General features: G+C 46.6%; 24 protein-coding genes, 1 pseudogene and 1 CRISPR repeat array (1 of these 26 cut by a window edge). Of the genes and pseudogenes, 22 read left to right on the top strand and 3 right to left on the bottom strand.

Features of this window, described 5'->3' with window-relative positions:
- Window positions 1-29: a CRISPR direct-repeat array (repeat unit 29 nt) (it extends 917 nt beyond the left edge of the window).
- 127 nt (window positions 30-156) lie between these two features.
- The gene (gene ppk2, locus Q0224_RS03305; RefSeq protein ID WP_297949068.1) at window positions 157-1059 is read right to left on the bottom strand and encodes a polyphosphate kinase 2; all 903 of its coding nucleotides are present in this window, start codon (window positions 1057-1059) and stop codon (window positions 157-159) included.
- 108 nt (window positions 1060-1167) lie between these two features.
- Here ppk2 and dsbD point away from each other — a divergent pair, with 108 nt between their 5' ends.
- From dsbD to Q0224_RS03230, 14 genes and pseudogenes are all read left to right on the top strand, one after another.
- Window positions 1168-3141 (top strand): protein-disulfide reductase DsbD, encoded by a 1974-nt coding sequence (gene dsbD / locus Q0224_RS03300; protein WP_297949066.1) that lies wholly within the window; start codon window positions 1168-1170, stop codon window positions 3139-3141.
- 50 nt (window positions 3142-3191) lie between these two features.
- Window positions 3192-3770 (top strand): imidazoleglycerol-phosphate dehydratase HisB, encoded by a 579-nt coding sequence (gene hisB / locus Q0224_RS03295; protein WP_297949065.1) that lies wholly within the window; start codon window positions 3192-3194, stop codon window positions 3768-3770.
- 254 nt (window positions 3771-4024) lie between these two features.
- Entirely contained in the window at window positions 4025-4450 is a 426-nt protein-coding gene (locus Q0224_RS03290) for a hypothetical protein (protein ID WP_297949064.1), read from the top strand.
- Between the two features lie 8 nt (window positions 4451-4458).
- Window positions 4459-4596, top strand: a complete 138-nt coding sequence (locus tag Q0224_RS03285; RefSeq protein ID WP_297949063.1) for a hypothetical protein — start codon at window positions 4459-4461, stop codon at window positions 4594-4596.
- A 1-nt stretch (window position 4597) separates the two neighbouring features.
- Complete coding sequence (locus Q0224_RS03280) at window positions 4598-5545, top strand: substrate-binding domain-containing protein (RefSeq protein ID WP_297949061.1); 948 nt, start codon at window positions 4598-4600, stop codon at window positions 5543-5545.
- An 86-nt stretch (window positions 5546-5631) separates the two neighbouring features.
- Complete coding sequence (locus tag Q0224_RS03275) at window positions 5632-6120, top strand: HAD family hydrolase (RefSeq protein ID WP_297949059.1); 489 nt, start codon at window positions 5632-5634, stop codon at window positions 6118-6120.
- Between the two features lie 55 nt (window positions 6121-6175).
- The gene (lptC, locus tag Q0224_RS03270) at window positions 6176-6709 is read left to right on the top strand and encodes an LPS export ABC transporter periplasmic protein LptC (protein WP_297949057.1); all 534 of its coding nucleotides are present in this window, start codon (window positions 6176-6178) and stop codon (window positions 6707-6709) included.
- Window positions 6673-7188 carry a lipopolysaccharide transport periplasmic protein LptA gene (gene lptA, locus Q0224_RS03265; protein WP_297949056.1) on the top strand — a complete coding sequence of 172 codons (516 nt, stop codon included), beginning with the start codon at window positions 6673-6675 and terminating at the stop codon, window positions 7186-7188. Before lptC ends, lptA begins: the two co-directional genes overlap by 37 nt.
- Window positions 7185-7484 (top strand): annotated as a pseudogene (locus Q0224_RS10965) (GTPase); the annotation flags it as partial. The gene lptA and the pseudogene Q0224_RS10965, both read left to right, overlap by 4 nt.
- Before the next feature lie 712 nt (window positions 7485-8196).
- Complete coding sequence (locus Q0224_RS10960; protein ID WP_366939501.1) at window positions 8197-9012, top strand: GNAT family N-acetyltransferase; 816 nt, start codon at window positions 8197-8199, stop codon at window positions 9010-9012.
- A complete protein-coding gene (locus Q0224_RS03245) occupies window positions 8979-9467 on the top strand; it encodes a hypothetical protein (RefSeq protein ID WP_297949053.1) in 489 nt (162 codons plus the stop codon). The genes Q0224_RS10960 and Q0224_RS03245 overlap by 34 nt, the downstream gene beginning before the upstream one ends.
- Window positions 9464-11284 (top strand): penicillin-binding protein 2, encoded by a 1821-nt coding sequence (gene mrdA, locus Q0224_RS03240; RefSeq protein WP_297949051.1) that lies wholly within the window; start codon window positions 9464-9466, stop codon window positions 11282-11284. The genes Q0224_RS03245 and mrdA overlap by 4 nt, the downstream gene beginning before the upstream one ends.
- A gap of 214 nt (window positions 11285-11498) precedes the next feature.
- On the top strand, window positions 11499-12125 hold the full coding sequence (locus tag Q0224_RS03235; RefSeq protein WP_297949050.1) for a hypothetical protein: 627 nt from the start codon (window positions 11499-11501) through the stop codon (window positions 12123-12125).
- A gap of 198 nt (window positions 12126-12323) precedes the next feature.
- Window positions 12324-12866, top strand: coding sequence for a hypothetical protein (locus Q0224_RS03230; protein ID WP_297949048.1), 543 nt, complete (start codon window positions 12324-12326; stop codon window positions 12864-12866).
- 704 nt (window positions 12867-13570) lie between these two features.
- On the opposite strand, the gene Q0224_RS03225 is transcribed toward Q0224_RS03230, so the two are convergent.
- The gene (locus Q0224_RS03225; RefSeq protein ID WP_297949047.1) at window positions 13571-16180 is read right to left on the bottom strand and encodes an AAA family ATPase; all 2610 of its coding nucleotides are present in this window, start codon (window positions 16178-16180) and stop codon (window positions 13571-13573) included.
- Window positions 16181-16396: 216 nt separating this feature from the next.
- Between Q0224_RS03225 and Q0224_RS03220 the strand changes: the two genes are divergently transcribed.
- The 8 genes from Q0224_RS03220 to Q0224_RS03185 all read left to right on the top strand — a co-directional run bounded on the left by Q0224_RS03220 (window position 16397) and on the right by Q0224_RS03185 (window position 22581).
- A complete protein-coding gene (locus Q0224_RS03220) occupies window positions 16397-17686 on the top strand; it encodes a S41 family peptidase (RefSeq protein ID WP_366939502.1) in 1290 nt (429 codons plus the stop codon).
- 10 nt (window positions 17687-17696) lie between these two features.
- Complete coding sequence (gene purC / locus Q0224_RS03215; RefSeq protein ID WP_297896375.1) at window positions 17697-18416, top strand: phosphoribosylaminoimidazolesuccinocarboxamide synthase; 720 nt, start codon at window positions 17697-17699, stop codon at window positions 18414-18416.
- 3 nt (window positions 18417-18419) lie between these two features.
- A complete protein-coding gene (gene purS / locus Q0224_RS03210; RefSeq protein ID WP_297949046.1) occupies window positions 18420-18656 on the top strand; it encodes a phosphoribosylformylglycinamidine synthase subunit PurS in 237 nt (78 codons plus the stop codon).
- On the top strand, window positions 18653-19318 hold the full coding sequence (gene purQ / locus Q0224_RS03205; RefSeq protein ID WP_297949044.1) for a phosphoribosylformylglycinamidine synthase I: 666 nt from the start codon (window positions 18653-18655) through the stop codon (window positions 19316-19318). Before purS ends, purQ begins: the two co-directional genes overlap by 4 nt.
- Window positions 19312-20604, top strand: a complete 1293-nt coding sequence (locus Q0224_RS03200; RefSeq protein WP_297949042.1) for an SH3 domain-containing protein — start codon at window positions 19312-19314, stop codon at window positions 20602-20604. The genes purQ and Q0224_RS03200 overlap by 7 nt, the downstream gene beginning before the upstream one ends.
- Window positions 20585-21271, top strand: coding sequence for a 1-acyl-sn-glycerol-3-phosphate acyltransferase (locus Q0224_RS03195; protein WP_297949040.1), 687 nt, complete (start codon window positions 20585-20587; stop codon window positions 21269-21271). Before Q0224_RS03200 ends, Q0224_RS03195 begins: the two co-directional genes overlap by 20 nt.
- Window positions 21272-21592: 321 nt before the next feature.
- The gene (locus Q0224_RS03190) at window positions 21593-22078 is read left to right on the top strand and encodes a hypothetical protein (protein ID WP_297949038.1); all 486 of its coding nucleotides are present in this window, start codon (window positions 21593-21595) and stop codon (window positions 22076-22078) included.
- A 104-nt stretch (window positions 22079-22182) separates the two neighbouring features.
- Complete coding sequence (locus Q0224_RS03185) at window positions 22183-22581, top strand: hypothetical protein (protein WP_297949036.1); 399 nt, start codon at window positions 22183-22185, stop codon at window positions 22579-22581.
- A 202-nt stretch (window positions 22582-22783) separates the two neighbouring features.
- Here the strand turns inward: Q0224_RS03185 and Q0224_RS03180 are convergent, their stop codons facing one another.
- Entirely contained in the window at window positions 22784-23818 is a 1035-nt protein-coding gene (locus Q0224_RS03180; protein ID WP_297949034.1) for a hypothetical protein, read from the bottom strand.
- Between the last annotated feature and the right edge of the window lie 102 nt (window positions 23819-23920).

Raw genomic sequence — 23920 nt, 5'->3', positions numbered from 1 at the left:
AATTATTCTATTCCACTAGGAATTGAAACGTGATATACTTCATCGCGTAGCCCGTGGCGTTGTGCATAATTCCATCCCATTAGATAGAATTCCTAATGAGCAATTCCTAGCAAGCCTCCCTAGCAACTATTAGCGGGTAATCTTCATTGGCAAGATTCAACCCTTTTTCTTATCCTTTTTACTCTTGCGAGAGGGGCTTTCCAGCTTGCGCCAAGCCTCGCTTTTTTGGCTATCCTCCATTAGGACTATCTCTCTGGCGCCGTTTCGCACGAGGTTTGGATCCACCGCAAGCTCCTTTGCGTCGATCTTTTCGGGATAGTCTATGCGCGAGAGGATGCAGCGGAAGGCGTTTAGTCGCGCGATCTTTTTGTCATTGCTATCAAGGATCGTCCACGGCGCAAACTCGGTATTTGAAGCGAGCAGCATCGAGTATTTTGCGAGCGTGTATTGATTCCACAGCTCCTGCGATCTTGCATCCACCGGCGAGAGTTTATACTGCTTCAGCGGGTCGGTGCGGCGCGATTCGAAGCGCCTTTTTTGCTCCTCTTTGGAGACCGAAAAGTAAAATTTAAACAAAATTATCCCCGCACTTACCAAAAGCTCCTCAAATTTAGGCACTTGGCGCAGGAAATCTTTATGTTCGGCGTGGGTGCAAAAGCCCATCACCGGCTCGACCATCGCGCGGTTGTACCAGCTACGGTCGAATATCGCGATCTCGCCGCCGCTGGGTAGGTGCGCGACGTAGCGCTGGAAGTACCACTGCGTCTTTTCTACGTTGCTCGGCTTTTCGAGCGCTACGATGCGGCATCCGCGCGGATTTAGATGCTCGGTTAAACGCTTGATCGTGCCACCTTTGCCCGCCGCGTCGCGCCCCTCCATCAAAATCAAAATTTTTAAGCCTTTTTCTTTTACGAATTTTTGCAGCTTCAAAAGCTCGATCTGATATCTTTGCAGCAGGGTTTCGTAGTCTTTGAACGAGATTTTTTCGTACTTTGAGCTTTTAAATTCTATCTCTTTCAGTGCTATTTCGCCTGTTTCGGTTTTGATCTCTTTGCTCATATCGCCTCCTAAAAATTTTAAGGAATTTTACAAAAAAGTTCTTTAGATTACACTATAAATTCATACTTATTACGTTAGAATGTAGGAAAAAATTTCAAAGGATAGAATTTGATCAGATCACTGATTTTGGCAGCGTTTTTTCTTTTAGGCTTGGGCGCCGAGCCCCTGAAACCCTCCGATGCGTTCAAGCTTAACGTGGCGGCGCAAAGCGATGGCATAACGTTAAGCTTTGATATCGCGGACGGGGTCTATCTCTATCAAAACGAGATAAAAATTTTCATCGGCAGTGCGGAGGTGACGAATTTAATAAATCTGCCCGCCGCGACCGAATACAAGGATTATAAAATTTACGAGGGCAAATTTAGCATCGCCGTGCCTTTAGGCCTCGTACTTGCAAATGCCGCAGACAGCGATGATTTCGTACTTAACGGCGATTTTTTGGGCTGCACGAAGTCGGGCTTTTGCTACCAGCCGCAGCAGTTCGGCTTTAGCTTCAAGCGCGTGGTGGAGGGCTATGAGATCAGTAAAATTTCAAACTCCGAGCTGAAAAGATACCGAAGCGGCGCAAATTCCGCGCAGATTTCTGCCGCATACAGCGCACAAGGCGGGGCTGTAAATTTTAAAAGCAATGCCGTTGCTTCGGGCACAGAGGCAAATTCCTTGGCAAACTCGCACGCAGCGGGAAATTCCGCGGCAAGCTCGGCGGAAAGCGCTGCGGTAAATTCCGACGAAACCTCCGCGCAAAAAACTTCTCGCGGCGCAAATCCCATCTCCGAACAGGATAAAATTTTAAACGTTCTTGGCAGCAAAAGCTTCATCGCGGCGATCGCGCTGTTTTTTGGTTACGGCGTGCTGCTTTCGCTAAGCCCTTGCGTCTATCCGCTTATCCCGATCCTCTCGTCGATCATCGTGGCGAAAACTTCCTCGAAGCCGAGCGCGAAAAAAAGCCTAGCCGTAAGCCTCGCGTATATTTTCGGGATGGCGAGCTCGTATGCGATTTTAGGGGCATTCGTGGCGGTTTTTGGGCAAAATTTACAAGGCCTGCTACAAACTCCGCTCGCGCTGATCCTAACCTCGCTCATATTCGCCGCGCTCGCGTTTTCTATGTTTGGATTTTATGAGATCCGCTTGCCTGCGCACTTTCAAAGCTTCTTAAATAGCAAAAGCGAAAATGCTGGCGGCCTGATCGGAGTTTTTTCGATGGGGCTTATCTCGGCGCTCGTCGTATCGCCGTGCATCTCCGCTCCGCTTGCGGGCGCGCTCGTTTATATTGCGGGCAGCGGCAACGTCTTGCTGGGCGCGGCGGCTCTTTTTGCGCTGGGGCTCGGAAGCGGCGCGCTACTGCTTGTGGTGGGGCTCGGCGGCGCACTGCCTAGACCCGGAGCTTGGATGGAGGCGGTGCCTAAAATTTTCGGCTTTTTGTTGCTTTTTACGGCAGTGTGGATTTCGCGCACGCTCATCGGCGAAAATTTAAGCCTGCTGATTTATGCGGTTTTGGGCGCGATCTTCGCAGGATTTTTGGGGCTATTTGACGGCGGCGCGGGCGGGATAAAGCGCGCTTTGGCTCTTGTGATCGCGCTATATTCGGCGCTGCTACTCGCGGGCTTTGCCAGCGGCGCGAAAGATTTTTCCAGACCGCTTGGTAATCTAATCCCGCAAAGCACGAGATATTCCAGCGGCGGCTTGGGCGGCGAGAGCTTGCAAGCGGGCGAAATTTCTAGCACTCAAAATTTTGGCGGCGTGCATTTTTCGTTTGTGCGCGATCTTGCACAGCTACAGGGCGAAATAGAAAATTCCAAAAAGCCCATGATAGTGGATTTTTGGGCTAGCTGGTGTAAAAATTGCGAGCAGAGCGAGCGAGCGTTTGCAGATCCCGCTCTTGCTGGCGCTCTTGATAAATTTAGCCTCTTAAAGATCGATCTTAGCGAAGATAGCGAGCAAAACAGAGCGATAAAAGCGCATTTCAACGTATTCGGCCCGCCTACGATTCTATTTTTTAAAGAGGGCGCCGAGATTGCGAACCTGCGCCAGATCGGCAGCGTAAATTCCGAACAATTAGCTGAAATTTTAACCCAAATTTAGTGAAATTTCGCTAGATTTTCAGCTAAATTTCACTTCGAAGGAATTTGGCGATGATAAGTAAAAACAGAACGACGCGAGAAACGGACATCTCGCTGGATTTTGAGCTTTACGGGCGCGGCGCGGCGCAGATACAAACGGGCATCGGTTTTTTCGATCATATGCTTAGTGCATTTGCCAAGCACGCGTGGATTGATCTGAACCTGCGCTGCGAGGGCGATTTACAGGTCGATTTTCACCACAGCGTCGAGGACTGCGGCATCGTGCTCGGAAGCGCGATCAAAGAGGCGATCTATCCCGCGCAAAACATCGAGCGCTTCGGCGATAGCGTCGTCGTGATGGATGAAGCCGCCGTAAGCGCCGCGCTTGATTTTTCCAACCGCGCGTTTTTGGTATTTGATTGTCCGAGCCTAAAGCGCGGCAAGATCGGCGAATTCGATGCCGAGCTCGTGGAGGAATTTTTCCGCGCTCTGGCTTTCAACGCAAATTTAACGCTGCATCTATGCCAGATCCGCGGCGAAAATCTACATCACGTCGCAGAGGCCGCGTTTAAGGCGTTTGCCGTCGCATTCCGTCGCGCGATAAGTATCAACGAGCGCGCCGGCGTGCCTAGCACCAAGGGCGTTTTATAGCGATAAATGCGCGCTAAATTTAACAAAATTGGCAATTCGCGGTTTTGTAATTTTATCGGCGTTTGAAATTTTACTCTCGCCGCTGCTTGAAATTTGCAAAATTTCGCCATTGCTCGAGCAAAGCACGCCGCTTTATTAAGACCGCTGGCGGTGCATTTGCGTCCGCCGCGAAAACCGCGAACTATGCTATATGAAATTTCGCACTGCCGAAGCGCTAAACCGCCGCTTTGCATATTAAAATTTAAAGGTAAAAAATGAATAATTTCGGATCGCTTATGGAGATTTTAAATGTGCTGTTTTTGATCTGCTTTGTTTGGCTTATCGTGTGTTTGATTAAATTTATCAGATCAAAAGACGATCCGGAGCGCCATAAAAGAGATAAAAAATTTCTAATTATTTCGGTGGTTGTGTTTGCATGCGCTTTTGCTCCACTCATATATTCTCAGTGGCTATTCGATCCTTTTTCTATACTTACCTTGGTTTTTACCGGGCTACCGGTAGTTTCGCTCATTTGGCTAATTGTAAGTTTAGTAAAATTTATTAGATCTGCTAAAAGCACGGCTGAGCGCCGTAGAAGAATTAGAAATTTGCTGATTCTCTCTGCTTTTTCGTTCATAACTTTTTTAGCTGTCCTAATGGGCTTTTTATGGCTGCTTAATAGCGCGCTTGCGCATATGTGAGGCGCAAAATGAGCGATGAAATTTTTCAAAAAACGATCGCCGTAATATTTACGGCGTGGGCGATCAGCGTTTGCGCACTAGTCGCAGCGGCACTGTATCTGCATAGCAAATGCTCGATCATCTCCTATATCGCGAACGGCAACTAAGATGAAGCGCAGATCTATCGTCATTTTGCTGCTGCTTAGCTTGGCGGCTTTCGATTTTGCGTTTTACAGCCTCGTCGTGAAGCGATACGTAAATCAAAGCAGCGCCGAGATGCAGGCTAAATCGATCGAGCTGCATAAATTTCTGCCGTTTGAGCAGGACTCGCAGATCGTGCGTGTTAGTTCTAGCTTAAAACTTAGCGGCGATCTGCCGATAATCGACGGCGCAGCCGCGCTATATCCGGTATTTTCGGCATTCGTAGCGGCGAACTATCCGAAGGACAGCGTGGAATTTGACGGGCAAAATTTTACCAATGCTAGCAGGCTTAAATTTAGCAATACCCGAGGCGCCTACAAGGCCATAAGCGACGGCGAGGTGGATCTCATTTTCGTCGCCGCACCTTCGAAGCAGCAGCTCGATTATGCGCGCGAAAAAGGAGCGAACTTGCGCTTTGTGCCGATCGGGCTGGAGGCGTTCGTCTTTATCGTAAATGCGAATAACAAAGTATCTAATTTAACCGTGGATCAGGTGCGAGGAATTTATTCGGGGCAATATAGCGACTGGTCGCAGCTGGGCGGCGAGCGCATGCGAATAGATGCCGTGCAGCGAAACGCGGGTAGCGGCAGCCAGAGCGCGTTTTTAAAATTTATGGGCGAGACGCAGCCTAAGCGCAAGATCACGGGCTTTTTCGGTAGCGCGATCGGCTTTTCGTTTCGCTATTACGTCGAGGGGATCGTGCAAAACGGCGGCGTGAAGATGCTTAGCCTAAACGGCGCGTATCCGAATAAAGAAAATATCGCTAGCCGCAAATATCCGCTCGTAGCCGAAATTTACGCGGTTTACGATGAAAACAACAAAAACGAAAATATCCGCATCTTGATAGATTGGATCCTTTCGCCGCAGGGGCAAAGTATCATCGAAAATAGCGGCTACGTGCCGATTAAGGGCTAAGATCGCGGCTTAAATTTATACGCCGTTTGCTAAAAATTCAGCCAAATTTCGTTAAAATCACAAAATTTCAAAAAACGGAAAACGAAGTGATAAAGATCATATTTTTAGACGTAGACGGCTGCCTTAGCGACGGCGGGCTGTATCATTCAAACGGCGGCGAAGAGATGAAGAAATTTAACGTAAAAGACGGGTTCGGCATCCAGGAGTGGCAGCGGCTGGGGCTAAAGGTCGCGATCATCACCGGCAAAAGCTCGCAAATCGTCGCAAACCGCGCGCGCGAGCTGAAGATCGATACGCTCTTTCAAGGCGAAAAAGACAAGCTCTCAAGGGCGGAGCAAATTTTAAAAAATTTAAACCTAAGCTTCGATGAGGCCGCTGCGATCGGCGATGATATAAACGACGCGAAGCTTTTAAATGCGGTCGCGATCAGCTTTAAGCCCGCCGATGCGCTAAGCTCGCTAAAAGCGAACGTCACGCTAAGCAAAAACGGCGGCTGCGGCGCGGTGCGCGAGATGATCGAAATGCTCGTCGATAAAAACGGCATGCGCGAAGAGTGGAATAGCAAATGGCTGTAGTTTCGCAAGCGTGCGCGAGGGGCAAAATTCTGCGTAGATCAAAAGGAGCCTAGCGATGGTGATAAAAATTTTCTACGTCGCGATTGCGATCTTTTGCGTCGCGATGGTGTTTCTAAGCGTGCAGACGCCGTATTTTAGCGATATGTTTAGGCAGGATCTAAGCATTGCGAATATGGAGATGAAAAAGATCGTCGATTATCAAATCGGCGAGCGCGTGGATGCTAAATTTACCGCGGACAGCGGCACTCGCTATAAGGATCGCGACGAGTTTGTAAATTTTAAAGCCGAGGAGATTAGCGCGGATCTAAATCACACTTTGGTTTCAAAGACCGCGACGCGCGCAGGCGAGCTGATAAAATTTAACGGCGACGCGCACTATGTAAATAGCAGAGGCTTTGATTACACTGCGCAAGAGATCATCTACGATACGAGCAGCAAGATCGTCCGCTCCGACGTGCCGTACGTGTTGCGCCAAGGCGGCGACCGCATCACGGGCGCAAGCATCAGCTACTATACTAAAACCAAACAAACAAACTCAAAAGGAATCCACGCATGGTATTTAATAAAAGATCAAAACTCTACAAACTAATACTCGCAGCCGCGCTAATTGCGGGCTTTGGCGCGACTACTCTTAGCGCCGCGCAGGAGCAGGTCGAGGTCACGGCGGATAATTTTTTCGCCGACGAGATCAAGCAGATCAGCGTGCTGACAGGCAACGTTCGCATCAAAAAGGGCGCTTATGATACGCTAAATTCTGATAAAGTGACGATCTACTTCGACGCCAAGCGCCAGCCTACCAAATACGTCGCGACGGGAAATGCAAATTTTAAAATTTTACTCAATCAAAAGCATTACGACGGCAAGGGCGGCGTGCTGACCTACGATCCGACCATCGAGGCTTACACGCTCGAAAACAACGCCTATCTGCACGAGGCCGAGACTAAAAAGGAGGTTTACGGCGATAAGATCATCGTAAATCGCCAAAAAGGCACCTACGAAGTAAAAAGCGGCGGCGGCGAGAAAAAGCCCGTGCGTCTGATCTTTCAGGTAGAAGATCAAAACAAATGATCTATCCTAGCAGCGCGCAGTTTATCACTTCCGCCGCAAATATCGCGGGTGCGCCCGAGTTTGCGATGAGCGAAGTGGCGTTTTTGGGGCGTTCCAACGTCGGCAAAAGCAGCCTGATAAACGCGCTTACCGGGCGCAAAAATCTAGCCAAATCAAGCTCGACGCCGGGCAAAACGCAGCTGATAAATTTCTTTGAAGTTAAATTTAAACAAAAGCTTGCCGCAGACTCGGACGGCTCGCAAAATGAAACGCCGCTTGATCTAGCAAGCAAAGAGGCTTTAAGCTCGGCTGCAAATTGCGCGCAAGATCACGCGGAGGCTGCGGCGTCTGAGCGAAATTTAAAGCAAGTTTGCGTTTTAAATTTAAAAAGCGCTTCGGCGGATTTTAGATCGGATCGCGAGACAGATCCTGCGGCGGGTTTCGCGCCGAATTCCGCGCAAAGCTCCGAATTAAATTTTACAGGCAGATCCGCGCTAAGCTTAGCGGGCAACCCCGCCTTTTCGGATCTTGCGAGCTTGGGGGAAAATATCTCTTTGATCTTCGTGGATCTGCCGGGGTTTGGGTACGCTAAGGTCTCTAAAAAACTGCATTATATCTGGCAAAAAAATCTCGACGAGTTCATCAAAGAGCGCCTAAATATCAAGCTTTTCGTCCATCTCATCGACGCGAGGCAGTTTGATCTTACGATAGATAAAAATTTGCAAAACTATCTCGCTAGTTTTCTGCGCGGCGATCAAAAGGTCGTGAGGCTCTATACCAAAGCCGACAAGCTCAATCAAAGCGAGCGCGCAAAGCTTTTGAGGCACGATCCGCAGGCGGTTTTAGTCTCTACGCTAAAGGGCGGCGGGCTGCAAAAAGCGCGCGAGATCATCGTACGCGGGGCGTTTGGATTATGAAATTTCTAAATTTAAATACGTTAAATTTTGCGGCGCAGAATTTCAAAATAATTAAATTCAGCGGATATAAAATGCGCCGCCAAGATCGCGCAAAGATTAGGGAAAATTTTAGATGATACGGCTAAAAAAGGCGCGCCTTTGCGACATTTCGCGTATGCAGGAGCTCGTAAAAGAGGAGGTTCAAAACGGCGTGATCTTGCCGCTTGAAAGCGATGAGATAGCTGCCAATATCCGCTCATACGTGCTGGCGTTCGGCTGCGATTCTAAGGCGGATACGAGCTTTGATTCTAAAGAAAATTCCGATTTAAATTTAGCCGAGAATTCTGATTTAAATTTAGCATGCAATGCCGATTTAAATTTAATCCAAAGCTCCGCCGAAAATTTTGCCGAAATTACTTCTGAAAATTCCGCCGAAAATGCCGCGGGTATTTTTGCGCCGCAACGAGCTACGCCGCAAAATAGCGCGCCACGAAATAGCGCGCTGCAAGCTGTATCTCAAATGGGTCGCGCGCAAGCGGGCAAAGAGCAAATTTTACGGAGCGAATATTCGCAAAGCGCGGGCATTTCTCAAACCGAACGTTCGCAGCCCCACGAATCGCAGTGTCTAAAAGAAGCCGAAATTTTAGCGGGCTTTGCTTCGCTTAAAATTTTTAACGCCGATCTTGCCGAGGTGCGCTCGCTCATCGTCGCTCCGCAGTTTCGCAGGCGGGGCATTGCCAGAGCTATCGTAAACGAGCTGCTCGGTGAAGCGAGATTTTACGGGCTAAAAAGCGTATTTACGCTCACCTATCAAAAGGAATTTTTCGAGCGGCTGGGGTTTACCGAAATCCCAAAGGACGAGCTGCCCGCGCAAAAAATTTGGGCCGATTGTATTAAATGCAAAAAGTTTCCGGTATGCAACGAAATCGCACTTATCTATACCTTATAGCGGACACGCTTTTTAGCGCGGGAGTTCTTTTCTACCTGCTTCTAAGTGCAGTGTATAGAGGCTTGCCGCCGCTGATCGGATTTTTTTTCACGGCGATGGTGGTGCAAAAATACGAAAACGACGTGAAATTTAAAAAGTTCGGCTTTACCTGGTTTTTCTCTATTTTTTATCTGTTTTGCGCCGAGCAGATCCACGGATTTAACCTATTTAGCGTGGCTATCGCGTATTGTATATTTTATTTCGTGGTCTATGAAAACTCATTTAAATATATTAAATTTAGAAATTTTTTGATCTGCTTTTACGTGATGATCAGCTATGTTTTGGTCTTTGTCACGAGCAACGCGATTTCTGCGATCAAAAAGAGCGAGTATCTGCCCCTAAGCGGCGAGTATTTAAATTACATCGTGATTGAAATTTTGCTTGCTTTGCTCTTTTTTAAGGGGCGGCTGGTATGAGGCTAAAGTTTGTATTCGTATTTGTGATACTATTTTTTAGCATGCTTTTGGTGAGAATCTATTATCTTTCGATCAAATCAAACGAATTCTACGAGCAGGTCGCTAAAAACAACGTCATCTCTACCGAATACATCCCGCCGGTGCGCGGTCAAATTTTAGACGCCAAAGGCCGCCCGCTCGCGATAAATAATCTCGGCTTTTCGCTATCGATCGCGCCGCACCTAAAAGACGCCGCGCTGCAAAGCGAGCTAAATAACATCTCGCGCTACTTCAAAGATCTCAACGTCACTGCGATGAGCAAGAGCTACAAGGACGCAAATTCCGCTTACAACCAAGACTTTATCGAAGTCGTACCGTTTTTGGACTACAACGTCACGATACAGCATTTTGCAAGCCTAAGCCTGCACGAAAATATTAAAATTTCGCCCGCTTCGCAGCGCTTTTATCCTTACGGCGCGCTTGCTTCTCATATCATCGGCTACGTAGGCCGCGCCAATAAAAAAGATATCCAAAACAACCCTCTAAGCGCGCTTACCGGATACAACGGCAGAAGCGGCGTCGAGGGGTATTATAACGAGCTTTTGCAGGGCAGCAAGGGCGAGCGCAAGACGAAGGTTACGGCGCTAAATCAGGTCGTAGAGGAGATCTCGATGCAGGAGCCCAGCAGCAGCGAAATCTCCCTTACCATCGATCTTGAGCTGCAAAAATACCTCGAGGAAATTTTTAAAGACAAGGACGGCGTAGCGATCGTGATGGATCTGCGCGACGGCGCTATCATCGCGGCGGGCAGCTTCCCAGAGTACGATCTTAACACCTTCGTGGGCGGAATTTCGCAGACGCAGTGGGACGAGCTGATAAAAGACCCGCGCCATCCGTTTACGAATAAGCTCGTAAATGGCCTCTATCCGCCCGGTTCGGTCATTAAGATGGCTGTAGGGATGAGCTTTTTAAACAGCGGCAAGATCAACGAGAACTGGAGCGTGTTTTGCAGCGGCACGATAGAGCTAGGGGGGCGAAAATTCCGCTGCTGGAAGAGCTGGGGTCACGGCCGCGTGAGCCTAGTAGAGGCGATCAAGGGCAGCTGCGACGTGTATTTTTACGAAGGCTCGCTGCTGGTGGGGATCGACTATATGTCCGCGTATCTGCAGCGTCTGGGTTTCGGTAGCAAAACGGGCGTCGATCTACCCAATGAGTTTGTAGGCACGATGCCTAATAAGGCCTGGAAAATGCAGAAATTTAAGCGCGCGTGGTATCAGGGTGAGACGGTCAATGCCTCGATCGGCCAGGGCGACGTGCTCGTCACCCCTATGCAGGTGGCGAAAAACACCGCGCAGATCGCCTCGGGCAAGGCTATCACGCCGCATTTTTTAAAAAGCATCGACGGCAAGCCGGTGGAATTTGCCCCTACCGAGCTTTTCACGCCGAAAGAAAAGGCGCAGCTGCCCCTCGTACGACGCGGGATGTATGAGGTCGGCAACAACCCCGACGGAGGCACCGCCTACAAGCTTATCCATACCGCAGTAGTGCCTCTAGCGGTCAAGACGGGAACCGCGCAGGTCGTAGGCATCTCGCAGACCACCAAAAAGCGAATGAAAGAGGCCGATATGGACTACTTCCACCGCTCGCACGCCTGGATGACGAGCTTCGGGCCGTATGACAAGCCGCAATACGCCGTAACCGTGCTCGTAGAACACGGAGGCGGCGGCGGAAGCGCGGCAGGTCCCGTCATCATGCAAATCTACGAAAAGCTCGCTCAGATGGGCTACATCGACGCAAATGCAACGACTAGCAAAGACAGCGCAAAGAAGACGAAGTAAGATGGAATTTTAAAATTATAAAATTTTAGAATTCTACTCGTCCTTCGCGGACTTGAAATTTTAAAATTTAGAGCGGCAAAATACCATAAAATTGGGTAGGGCAAAGCGATTTTAAATTTTAAATGCACCATAAGAATAAGGCGGTAGAATACGCCAAAATATCTTTTTATAAAAATGGGGAAATTCTATGCGAGATTACGACAAAGAGCCGATAGTGATAAAGAACGACTATTTGCTAAAAAGTAGATTAACAGTAGCAATTTTTTTCCTGATATTCGCATTAGTGTTCGCCATTAGATCTATTTTTCCTATTGAAAGTTTCTTTAGCAGTATTTTGAGAAAAGGAGAGCTAGCGCTTTGCATATTTATATTTTTCAAAACGATTTTTGGAGATTTTGCAATGCTAAAAGGTATGCTGGTAAATGACTTACAAATTAGAATTTTTGAAAAAATAATAGAATGCGATTATGTGGATTTCGCGGGGAATTTTAAGGTTCTAAAAATCCAGCTTACGGAGCATACAAAGATAACGTATTCATACTTTCCATGTTTTGGAGAAACTGCAAAACTTGATAGTAAAACTTTGATGGATAAATTTACGTATATAACAAATCTTGCAATGGCTATCATCATAAACTTTATATTTATAATTATCTTTCAATGCTTAAATTTCTTAGGGATAAAAAAATACTATATTTTTGATGATAACGGTACTATGATATCAGTAAAACAGAATAAATCACTTGTTGATAGATTCGGTAAAGTTCCTTTCAATAAGCGAACCTTGATGATATCTTTAACTAACTACAATTCAAAATTTTTTGATAAGGATAAAAAATAATTCTAATTTTAACGGTATCAAATTAGGTGAATAAGTAGAATTAAAATTTTAGCTTACGATCGCAACGGGCAAGATAGACGACAGCAGCCAAAGCTTAAATTTTGATGATAAATTACGACAAAGTGTTTTTAAAAGTACCGAAATGAAACGCGATATAAAAGTCAAATTGATCTTAAAAGCTATAAATTAGGGGCTAGGGTGATAAAAGAGTTCATTAAAAAATGTTTTGAGCTAAAAGGGGTGAGAATTTTATTCTGGATCGCCTTACTCTTTTTTACAATAGATTGTTTGGGCGTTATATTTGCCAGCATAGACGCGGTTTTTTTGGCGGAGTATAGCGGTTACGATATCGCGAATCCGTTTTCTATCGTTATGAAAGCTTTTGAACTAACGTGGCACGAAGAGGCGAGCGATAGTGAAAGCGATATTTTCGGCGCTATGGTATTGTATCTATTTTGCGCGACGGTAATTTTGCCTCTAATCATCTGCTGCTTCGTATTTTCTAAAATAAAGGCTTTTATTCTACTGGATAAAATATCCGGCGCATCTGCATTTTTTATAAGTCTATTTTATACTTATTCGCTAGCTGTGATAATCCTAGCAAAAGCCGATTTGACTTGGTTGGGACATCTGTTTGATCGCTCAAATTTTAATTTTAATATAATGATGATAAGCGCTTTATCATCACTAATAATTGCGTCCGTGGCGGTTTTTATTCTAAAAAGAGGTGATAAAATTTAATGCGGATAAGCTTATGAGATCGTTTTTGTTTGGATAAATTTTGCGTAAATTAATACGTAAAATTTTATGAATAGAGCTTGAGAAATGGAAATTTAAAAGGGGCAAATTTTGAAACGATCTTAAATTCGCTCCCGCCTCAGATTTAAAATTTTAAGTTTCGAAGTCCGAAATTTCGATCATTGACTTCGAATTTTAAAATTCTAATCCTATCGACCTTTCAAAATTTTATGATCTAAAATCCTTGCGCTTTTGAATCCTGCAGCTCAAAGTCACTGTTTCTTAAATTTGAAATTCTAAGCTCTGAGATGCGGAGCCTTGCTCGATAAAATTTTAAAATTTCAAGTCCAGAATTTTATTTGGTAAAAATTTTATCGAGCAGGATTCGGCTCGATAAATTCTATTAAATGCTCCTACAGGAGAGAAAAATATGAAATCTCAAATACAGCATTTCAATTCCCAACGGGATGGAATTCTACCCGATCTTCAATAGACTTGACGCGATAGTTGAGCTGTTTCAATTCCCAACGGGATGGAATTCTACGCGCTTTGTCTAGCCCTCTCCCTTTCCTTTGCATCGGTTTCAATTCCCAAGGGGATAGATTACCCGCTCAATTTATATTAATTAATAAAGTATTAGATTTACCTCGCCAAATTTACTCCACCAAAGCGCGGAATTTACCCTACAGGATAAATTCCGCCCGATTTTACTTCACTCTCTTTATCTCGATCTCGCCGTCACGCGCGCCGATTTCGATCCGATCGCCCGTTTTGATCTCGTCGCTTAGGATCATATCGGCGATCTTATCCTCCACCAGATCGTAGAGCGCCCTTCGTAGCGGTCTTGCGCCGTATTCGATATCAAAGCCCGCCGAGGCGATGAGCTTTTTGGCATTTTCGCTTAGGCTTGCGTTAATGCCGCGATTTGCTAGCGTTTTTTGCAGGCTTTTAAACATAATGCCCACGATTTTTATAAGATCGTCCTCGCTTAGGGCGTTGAAGATCACGATATCGTCCAGGCGGTTGATAAATTCGGGCTTGAAATAATTCTTCAGCTCGCTCTTTACCGCCTCCTCTCGCTCGGCAAGCGCGATCTCGCGCGGCTTGTCCGCATTTTTGGCGTCAAGCTCCATAATCTTAGCTGAGCCGATATTGCTCGTTAGGATGATGATCGTATTTTTGAAATCGACCGTAACGCCCTTGTTATCGGTCGCGCGCCCGTCGTCTAAAATTCCAAGCAGGATGTTAAAAACGTCCTTGTGCGCCTTTTCGATCTCGTCAAAAAGCAGCACGGAGTAGGGCTTTCTGCGCACCGCTTCGGTAAGCTGCCCGCCCTCATCATAGCCCACATATCCCGGAGGCGCGCCAAGCAAGCGCGAGACGCTGTGTTTTTCCATATACTCGCTCATATCAAAGCGGATCATCGCCCGCTCATCGTCGAATAAAAACCTAGCTAAACTCTTCGCGCTCTCGGTCTTGCCGACGCCGGTAGGGCCTAAAAACAAAAAGCTTCCGATCGGGCGGTTTTCGTTTACGAGCCCCGCTTTATTGCGCTTGACGGCGCGAGCGATAGAGTGCAGCGCCTCATCCTGCCCCACGACGCTTTCTTTTAAGTGCTCCTCGATGTGGAGGAATTTTTCCTTTTCGGAGGAGAGCATTTTGCTTACCGAGATGCCCGTCCACTTGCTTAAAATTTCAGCCACGCTTTCCTCGTCCACGCGGTTTCGCAAAAGCACGCCGTTTTCTTTCATCGCGTCCCACTTCGCCTCAAGCTCCTTAACCTTCGCCTGCGCGGCGGGGATCTTGCCGTATTCGATCTCGGCAGCCTTGCTAAGATCACCGTTGCGTCTTGCTAAGCTCGCTTCGTTTTTGAGGCTGTCGATTGCTTTTTTAGCCTCACTGATGCCGCCGAATACGGACTTTTCATTTTCGAATTTAGCCTGAAGCGCATTTTTCTGCTCGGTTAAATTTTCGATCTCTTTATCGATCTGCGCGAGCCTCTCGTCGTTTTTGCCGTCATCCTCCATCTTAAGGGCTTCCTTTTCGACCTGAAGCGTGAGGATGTCACGCTTAGCCTTGGCAAGCTCGTTTGGCTCGCTTTCGATCTGCATTTTAAGCTCCGCCGCCGCTTCGTCAATGAGATCGATCGCCTTATCGGGCAAGAACCTATCGCTGATGTAGCGGTCGCTTAGCCTTGCAGCCGCTACAAGCGCGCTATCGGTGATGGTGACGTTGTGATGCACCTCTAGCCGCTCCTTTATGCCGCGCAGGATCGCCGTAGCCTCGCTCACGCTAGGCTCCGCGACCGTTACGGGCTGGAAACGGCGCTGAAGCGCGGCGTCTTTTTCAAAATACTTTCGGTACTCTTTCAGCGTCGTAGCGCCGATAGCGTGCAGCTCGCCGCGCGCAAGGGCGGGCTTTAGGATGTTTGCGGCATCCATCGAGCCTTCGCTTGCGCCTGCGCCTACGATGGTGTGAATTTCATCGATGAAAAGCACGACGTTCGCGGCTTTTACGACCTCGTTTATGACGGCTTTGAGCCTATCTTCAAATTCGCCGCGATACTTCGCGCCCGCGATCAGCGCACTCATATCAAGCGCGATGACACGTTTGTTTTGCAGGCTAAGCGGAACCTCTTTTTTGGCGATTAGCTGCGCAAGACCCTCGACGACTGCGGTTTTTCCCACGCCCGGCTCGCCGAGCAGGATAGGGTTATTTTTCGTCTTGCGGATTAAAATTTGCATCATTCGCGAGATCACCTCGTCGCGGCCGATGACCGGATCGAGCTCGCCCGCGATTGCCTTGGCGGTGAGATCGACGCCGAATTTACTAAGCGCCTCAAGCGTCTCGTCGGCGGTTTGCGAATCGATACTTTTGCCGCCGCGAAGCGCCTCCAGCTCCTTTTTGATCTCGCTAAGATCTGCAAATTTAGATAGAATTTTCTTTAGCGGATCGGCGTTTAAATTTGCGATCAGCCAGGTATCTACGGCGATAAATTTATCGCCCGAGCTCGTCATCAGCCCTTTTGCGAGCTCTAGCGAGTTCATCAGCTCGCGCGAGATTCGAACGTTTTCCTTCGTGACGTTTGAGCTGGTCGACAAATTTGAAATTTCACTTTTGATCTCAAGCTCGACTGCGGTCTTTTCGATACTAAATTTATTAAAAATTTGATTTAACACCGAGCCGCTGTCGGCTACCAAAGCCCAGAGCATGTGCAATACGCCCACTTCGCTATTTTTGGAATGGATCGCCAAAGAAACGCTGCTTTCGAGCAGAGAGCGCATTTTATCGGTTAAAATTTCAATAGTTTCGTTCATAAATTTTCTCCTAAAGTTGAAGTTGATTGCATTATATAACTTTAGTGTCTTTATGTCAAGGTTTTTTAGTGAGATTTTAAAATTTTCGCCTTAAATTTATCTGTAAACGCGCAAATTTCGTATGAAATTTACCTTATTTTTAGCCAATTTTCTATAAAATTCACTCCATTTTACTTTCAAGGATAAACTTTGCGACAAAAACACCTCTTCTTCGGCTTGGGATTCATATTTTCTCTATTTTTAGGCGTTAGTTTTTTTACCGGAAATTTACAAGCCAGAGAGGTCAATGCGACTAAAAAACCAGACAGCGAAAAAACGCGTCTGGAGGCACTAGCTAAGCTTACCAAAACGCTTGCGATCGTCGAAAACAATTATGTCGATGAGATGACCTTCTCGGAGCTCGTGGATAAGACGATCTCGGGGCTCATGAATAACCTCGACGCGCACTCAAGCTATATGGACGAAAAGGCGTTTAACGACACGAAAGTCCAGACCGAGGGCGAGTTCGGCGGGCTTGGAATTCAGGTGGGTATGAAAGACGGCGCTCTGACCGTCATCTCGCCTATCGAGGGGACTCCTGCCGATAAGAAAGGCATTCAGGCTAACGACGTGATCTTGCGTATCGACGGCAACGCGACTTTCGGCATCACGATCGACGATGCGGTCTCAAAAATGCGCGGCAAGCCGAAAACTAAAATCACTCTAACGATCGTGCGCAAGGGTGTTAGTAAGCCTTTCGACGTCGAGATCATACGCGATATAATCAAAGTAGAATCGGTCTATGCCAAGATGATCGAGGATGATAAAATTTTATATCTGCGCGTTACGAATTTCGATCAGCACGTAGTTTCAGACGCGAGCAAATTTATAAAAGAGCACAAAGACGCCAAGGGCATTATTTTAGATCTGCGAAACAACCCGGGCGGGCTTTTGGATCAAGCGATCGGGCTTGTAAATTTATTCGTCAGCAAAGGTCTTATTGTCTCTCAAAAAGGGCGCGCGAAAAACGAAACCGAAGCGCATAACGCCGATCCTAAAAAGAAGATCACCGATCTACCGCTTGTGGTTTTGGTTAATGGCGGCAGCGCGAGCGCGAGCGAGATCGTAAGCGGCTCGCTTCAGGATCTAAAGCGCGCCGTGTTGGTTGGTGAAAAAACTTTTGGCAAGGGAAGCGTGCAGGTGATCCTGCCGATAGAGGATAAAGAAGCTCTGCGACTAACCATAGCGCGTTACTATCTCTCAAGCGGTCGCACCATCCAAGCGGTGGGCGTGACGCCTGATCTCATAGTGGCGCCGGGCAAGGTGCCGAGCCGCGACGAGGATGAATTCTCGCTAAAAGAGGCCGATCTTAAAAAGCACCTGCAAGGCGAGCTAGCCAAGGTTGAGACCAAGAAAAAAGATGCTCAGAAAAAGGATGAGAAAAATTTCATCACAGCAGAGCAGATTAATAACGATATCCAGTTAAAAACCGCAATAGACGCGATAAAAATTCTAAACATCAAGTAAGGAGAGTGTGATGCAAGCTACCAAAAAAGAGCTCATCTACGAAGGCAAGGGCAAAAAGATGTGGTCGGTTAACGAAAGTGACGACCTTTTGATCTCGGAATTTAAAGATTCGCTGACGGCGTTTAACGGCGTCAAAAAGGCCGAAGAGAGTGGCAAAGGCGCGCTGAATTGTAAAATTTCGACGCTGATTTTTGATCTGCTTAAAAAGCACGGTATCGCTACCGCGCTTGTTGAGACGATCAGCCCGACCGAGCAGCTAGTGAAAAAATGTAAAATTTTCCCTCTTGAGATCATTGCTCGTAATATCGCCACCGGCTCGCTTACAAAGCGCCTGGGCATCAAAGAGGGCACGAAGCTTCCGTTTGCTCTGGTGGAGTTTTGCTATAAAGACGATGAGCTGGGCGATCCGATCCTAAACGACGAGCATTGCTTGCTGCTTGGCGCCGTAAAGAGCCAAAGCGAGCTTGACGAGCTCAAAAAGATCGCGCGCAAGATCAATGAAATTTTGATTAAATTTTTCGACGAGCGAAATTTAAAGCTCGTGGATTTCAAAATCGAGCTTGGCAGAGATAAGGACGGAAATATCCTACTTGCAGACGAGATCAGCCCCGATAGCTGCCGCTTTTGGGACAAACAGACCGATAAAAAGCTCGATAAGGACGTATTCAGGCAGGATCTTGGTAGCGTAAAAGTGGCCTACGAAGAGGTCTTGCGTAGAATTTTAGGATAAGCGATGAAGGTGATCGTAAACGTAAGGCTTAAGCAGGGCGTGCTCGATCCGCAGGGCAAGGCGGTTTTGCACGCCCTCGCTTCGCTTGGATTTAGCGGTGTGCGAGATGTGCGCGTAGCCAAACAGATCGTCCTTGAGCTAGATGGCAAGGATAGGGATAAAATTTATGCCGATGTCGCTAGAATGTGCGATGAAATTTTGGCAAACACCGTCATCGAAGACTACGAGATCGTGATATGAAGGTAGCGATCGTAAATTTCCCCGGCACCAACTGCGAGCGCGACACCAAATACGCCTTTGATAAGCTCGGTTGCGAAACGCAGATAATCTGGCATAAAGAAACCTACATAAACGCCGATCTGATCGTGCTTCCCGGCGGCTTTAGCCACGGAGATTATCTGCGGACGGCTGCTATTGCTAAATTTAGCCCAGTGATGAAGGCGGTTCTCGCTCATGCTACGCGCGGCGGCTATATCTTAGGCATCTGTAATGGCTTTCAGATGCTTTTGGAGCTAGGCTTGCTCGCAGGCGCGATGAATAAAAATATAAATTTAAGCTTTATCTCAAAATTTCACAATTTGCGCGTCGTTTCAAACGATAATAAATTTCTGCACTGTTGCGATAAGGGCGAAATTTTAAATATTCCGATCGCACATGGCGAGGGTAACTATTATGCACCTGAGGATACGCTAAAGTCGCTATACGACGAGGATTGCGTGCTGTTAAAATATTGCGACGAAAATGGCGCGGATCTAAATCCGAACGGCTCAGTGGACGCAATCGCAGGAATTTGCGATAAAAACAAAAAGATTTTCGGCCTGATGCCGCATCCTGAGCGCGCTATAGAGCCTATTTTGGGCGGCACGGACGGAGAGAAAATGCTAAAAGGCTTAATTTGCTAAAAAAAATTCTTACTATTTTAGGTGTCTGCACGCTCGCGTTTGCTGCGCCGGAGATTGAGATCGATTCGCTTGATGATCTAAGTAAATACGCGCCGAAAAAAGCTGAGGATAAGCCCGACGAGCCGCAGACGCGCGATAATTCCAAGGTGATGCTGAAGTATAATAAAAAAGAGGTTATGTCGATGGATAATCTAAGCATCGACGATCTTAAGGCTTTGGCGCCTACTAACGAAGTCGATCTGGACGTATCCGACGATAAGGTCTATCAGGACATTAAGCCTAAAGAGCTTACGCTAAAAGCCAGCGGGATGCCTAGAAAGGTGTATTGCAATCAAATTTTTAAGATTGATTTTGCCGTGTATCTAGGGCAGAAAATCACCGTTAAGCCAAAGCTAGAGATCAGCCGCACCAATGGTATGAAGTGGCTTAATGCCGATAATCTTACGTGGATTGAGGGTGACGAGATGTTTGAGACGACGCTGTGGTTTGCAGCAAGCGATAAGAGCGATAAGATAAATGAGCTCGTTTTGACTTTGCAGCGTAACGGAGAATTTTTTGAAAAAAGCTCTATCAAGCCTGATAATCCGGAATTTATGAAGCTTGACACGAAGCCTAATTTTTCGCATATCGTAGCCGACGAGCTGAAACTTAAAAACTACAAAACTACCAAATTCGATGACGCTTCAAATTTACTCACGCTCGATCTTGGTATCCGAAACGGCGCAATCAGCGCTTTTAGCATCGATAATCCAGCCATTATCAAGCAGGGTGTGGACTCCGTACGCGGCACATATGCAAGTCAGAGCGGATATTATTTCGCCGTCGTGGATAAAAATATCACAAATTTAGACTTCAGCTATTTTAATCTTAATACTAAAAAATTTGAAAATTTCGGTCTTGAGCTTAATCCGCGCGCCGAGGATCTTAGCACGCAGATCGGTCTAAATCCGAAAGAGAGCAAGTTTGAAGCCTATAAGCAGATCGCGATATACACGCTAGCTGCCGTGCTTTTGGTGATGTTTCTGCTTAGTAAAAATATCACGCCGCTTATCTTTGCTGTGCTGATTTTGGCAGTAAATTTCTACGCGCAAAGGCCATACGGCACGGGCAGCATCGCGCAAAATTCCCCGGTTAGAATTTTGCCTATGCAAAGCTCCACCGTGTTTTACGTGACTAAAAATCCCGAAAAGGTCGAAATTTTGGGTACGAATAAGGATTTTTACAAAATTATGCTAGGCGGCAACAAGATCGGCTGGGTTAAAAAAGATGAGCTTAGCAAGGATTAGAGCGCTATTTTACGCGATTTGGTTTATTTTTACCGTCGTTTGCGTCGTGATCGCTATGGCGGTGAAAAACTCCTCTCATCGTCGCTTCCGCCGCATTTGGGGGCGCTTCCAGCGCTACGGCATTGGATACGATATCCAGATCATAGGTACCCCCGATCCGCGCGCGCAGCTAGTAATCGCCAACCACCAAAGTATAATGGATATCGTCGTGCTTGAAGAGACCCATCCCGCCGATATCTGCTGGATCGCTAAAAAGGAGATCGCAGACATCCCTATCATCGGCAAAATCATCACTCTTCCGAAGATGATCCAAGTCGATCGCTCAAATCCGCGCGATCTGGTGCGGATCGTGCATGAAGTGCAGCAGCGCGTGAGCGAAGGGCGCGTCATCACGATGTTTCCCGAAGGTACTAGACATCGCGGCACGCAGCTTTTGCAATTCCAAAGCGGTGCCAAAGCGATCGTTAGCAAGCTCGGTCTGCGCGTCCAGCCCGTGGTACTCATCGGCACGCAGCACATCGCAAACTCTCACGATTTCACCGTCCACAGCGGACACGTCAAAATCATCTACCTAGACCTGCTCGACACGAGCGATAAAGATTGGCTACAGCACGCCAGAGATACGATGCAAGCCGTAATCGACGAAAACGAAACCGCCGAAGCATAGGCGGGATTCATAAATTTATCGATAAAATTCAAACGCGACTTTTGTTAGTTCGCGCGATTTCTGTGCGCTAGCGCGTTTATTTGCGCTTTGATTTGCGGCGGTAAAATTTTGTAAAATTTCGTCCGCTCGTGTTATGCAGCGTGGAATTTTAAAATTTTATTCGTGCGCGCGGACGACGAAATTTTAAAATTTACGCGGTGCGGCAAGATGAAATTTGGCGTATATTTAGCCATTCGCGCGAATGGCTAAACGATTTGTCGCAAGGAGAAAAGGCGATAACCCGCAAGCAGCCTAAAATTTTAAATTCTTAAGGAGGAGAGAATGGCGTTTATTACAGAGCGTATTTCAAAAGAGGATGTCGAGAAATACGATTTGCTAAAACCATGCAATGAGATATGCAATAAGTATTATCAGGGTGAGCTTGATTGGGCAAACTTAAATTCAAGAAGTTGGTGCATAGATCGAGAAAGAGGTATTTGGCTTTTTTCAATATGTAGTATCACTATCGGAGATCCTAGAGATATGAACTATAGCGGCGAAGATATATGGATCTTGCACTACAAGGGTAAAGATATAGAAATCGATCTGAGGAATATACATAATGAATATACCGGTAAAAAAGATACGGATAATCCATTTAGAATAATATATGAACTAGAATCCATAAGAAGCGATATCGGGGATATACCAAAGCAAGAGATTGTGGATATTTTAAAAGAAATTTTAAATGAATTTAAGGGGGGAGAGGTTATAACAAGCTCTATACCTAAAGAAAATATTCAAGTAACTTTTATATCAAAAATTTAAAGAAAAGGGGATAAAGTGGTATTTGTAGCAGAATATATTTCGAAAGAGGACTTGGAGAAATATAATGTCGTAAATATCGTGAATAAATATAGAATAAAATATCGTTGCAGAACACCTTTGAGCGATATAGCTATAGAGCACAGCTTGATTGGGTCGTCGATAGGCAGAGAGATATTTGGTTTATGTTCGTTTGCGATCCATGCTTACCAGATCCACGAGATGGATTTACGGGCGAGGAGATTTATATTTTATGTTATAAGGGCAATGTTATCGAGCTTGATATAAGGCGAATTTATGACGAAACCACAAGTAAAATGCTAGTCGATAATCCATTTTTTATCAAATATAAGCTAGAAAATATAAATTCTAGTATTGACGGAATTCCATTGGACGAGCTTTATAAAATTTTAAAGGAAGCTCTAACGGAATATGGTAATCGCGGTATTGACGGTAGAGAAAATTTACCAAAAGAACACGAAGTCGTAACTTTTCTGCACGGTTGAGAATGCTTGCGTGTATTAGAATTTCGGTCGGAATTTTGTTTTAAAAAGGGGCTTAGCGTATATTTAAGCATTTTCGGGCTTGTCGTAAGCACGATTTTGCGGATAATTTTTTAAAAAATTATGGACAGTAAGGCGGCTAAAGTAGTGAAATTCCAAAAGCAACCAAATAGATAAAATTTTGGAATTTTAAAACCCCGTCCGCTTAAATCAGCGTCGGCTTTAATTTGCGCGCCGAAAAGTCGGGCCTCTCGCCGCGAGCTAGAGCGATGAGCTCATCCGTCGCAATTAGATAAAAGTCCGCGAGATCTCTGCCGAAAAGCCTTTGGATTTCATCGCTTCTGCCGTCTAAAAAATCAAGCGCAAGCTTGGAATTCAGGAGCAAGAAGTCGCTTCCGCTATCAAACGCGTCAAATAAAATTTCGCCGCCCAGTCGCAGCGCGCACTCCCGCTCGCGCTCATATATCTGCGCTCCAAGCGGCGCGCCTTCACATTCAAAGTGCACGATCTGCGCGCCCAACCTGATAGCGAGCCCCTCCGCAGCCTCGTCGTACCACACGGCGACGTTAAAGCCTCTAAAATCGTGCTTCGCGCCCGCTGCGTCAAATTCCGCCATGCTCTGCGCGCTTAAAATTTTATTACTGCGCGCAGGCTCAAATTTTAAAATATCGCAAAACGCCCTGTATGCCGCGCGGTCGTCAAACTCCATCCCCACGGCGTCGCACTTCGTAAAATACGCCATCTGCGGCTCGATGATCTCCAAAATCCTCATACGCTCGCTCGGGTGCGTCTGCATCAGGCGGTGCGCGAAGATAAAGGCGCTGTTGCCTAAAAACTCCTGCGAGCATGCGGGGATTTTCGTCGAGTAAAAATAGGGCGCGAGGCTTTTGTAAAACTCGAAATCAGAGACGTCCGCGATGCTCTCAAAGGCTTTAAATTTATCCAAAAATGCTCGCGGCTCGCAGCGCAGATCTTTAATCGCCTCTTTTTCGCTAAGAGGCGCAATGATTAGCTCGCTTCCAAAGTGCGCTATAAGCGTATCTAGCGGCTCTTTTACGCTTACGGTGGTACCCCCGATTTTTACAAATTCCACTCCCTGCGCGTTAAAATAGGGATCGTGCGCGCAGATGTCGTCAAGCAGTGCCGCAAGATCGGCAAAGGGTGCGCTTTCATAAACATAGGGCTTGAAGTAGCTTGCGACGTCGCAGCGAGGATCGAAGCGAAAGAGCCTGATTAGCATTTTTCATCCTTTTTTTATGTCGAATGATACTAGAATTTGCCTTAATAATGAGTTTTTTAGGCTCAATTTTATAAAATTGAGCCTTATATTAACGCAAAGGCT

The organism is uncultured Campylobacter sp., assembly GCF_938002845.1.
In the GTDB taxonomy this organism is placed as follows: domain Bacteria; phylum Campylobacterota; class Campylobacteria; order Campylobacterales; family Campylobacteraceae; genus Campylobacter_B.
The sequence above is the reverse complement of the archived record's forward strand: the minus strand, read 5'-3'. Positions and strand labels throughout refer to the sequence as shown.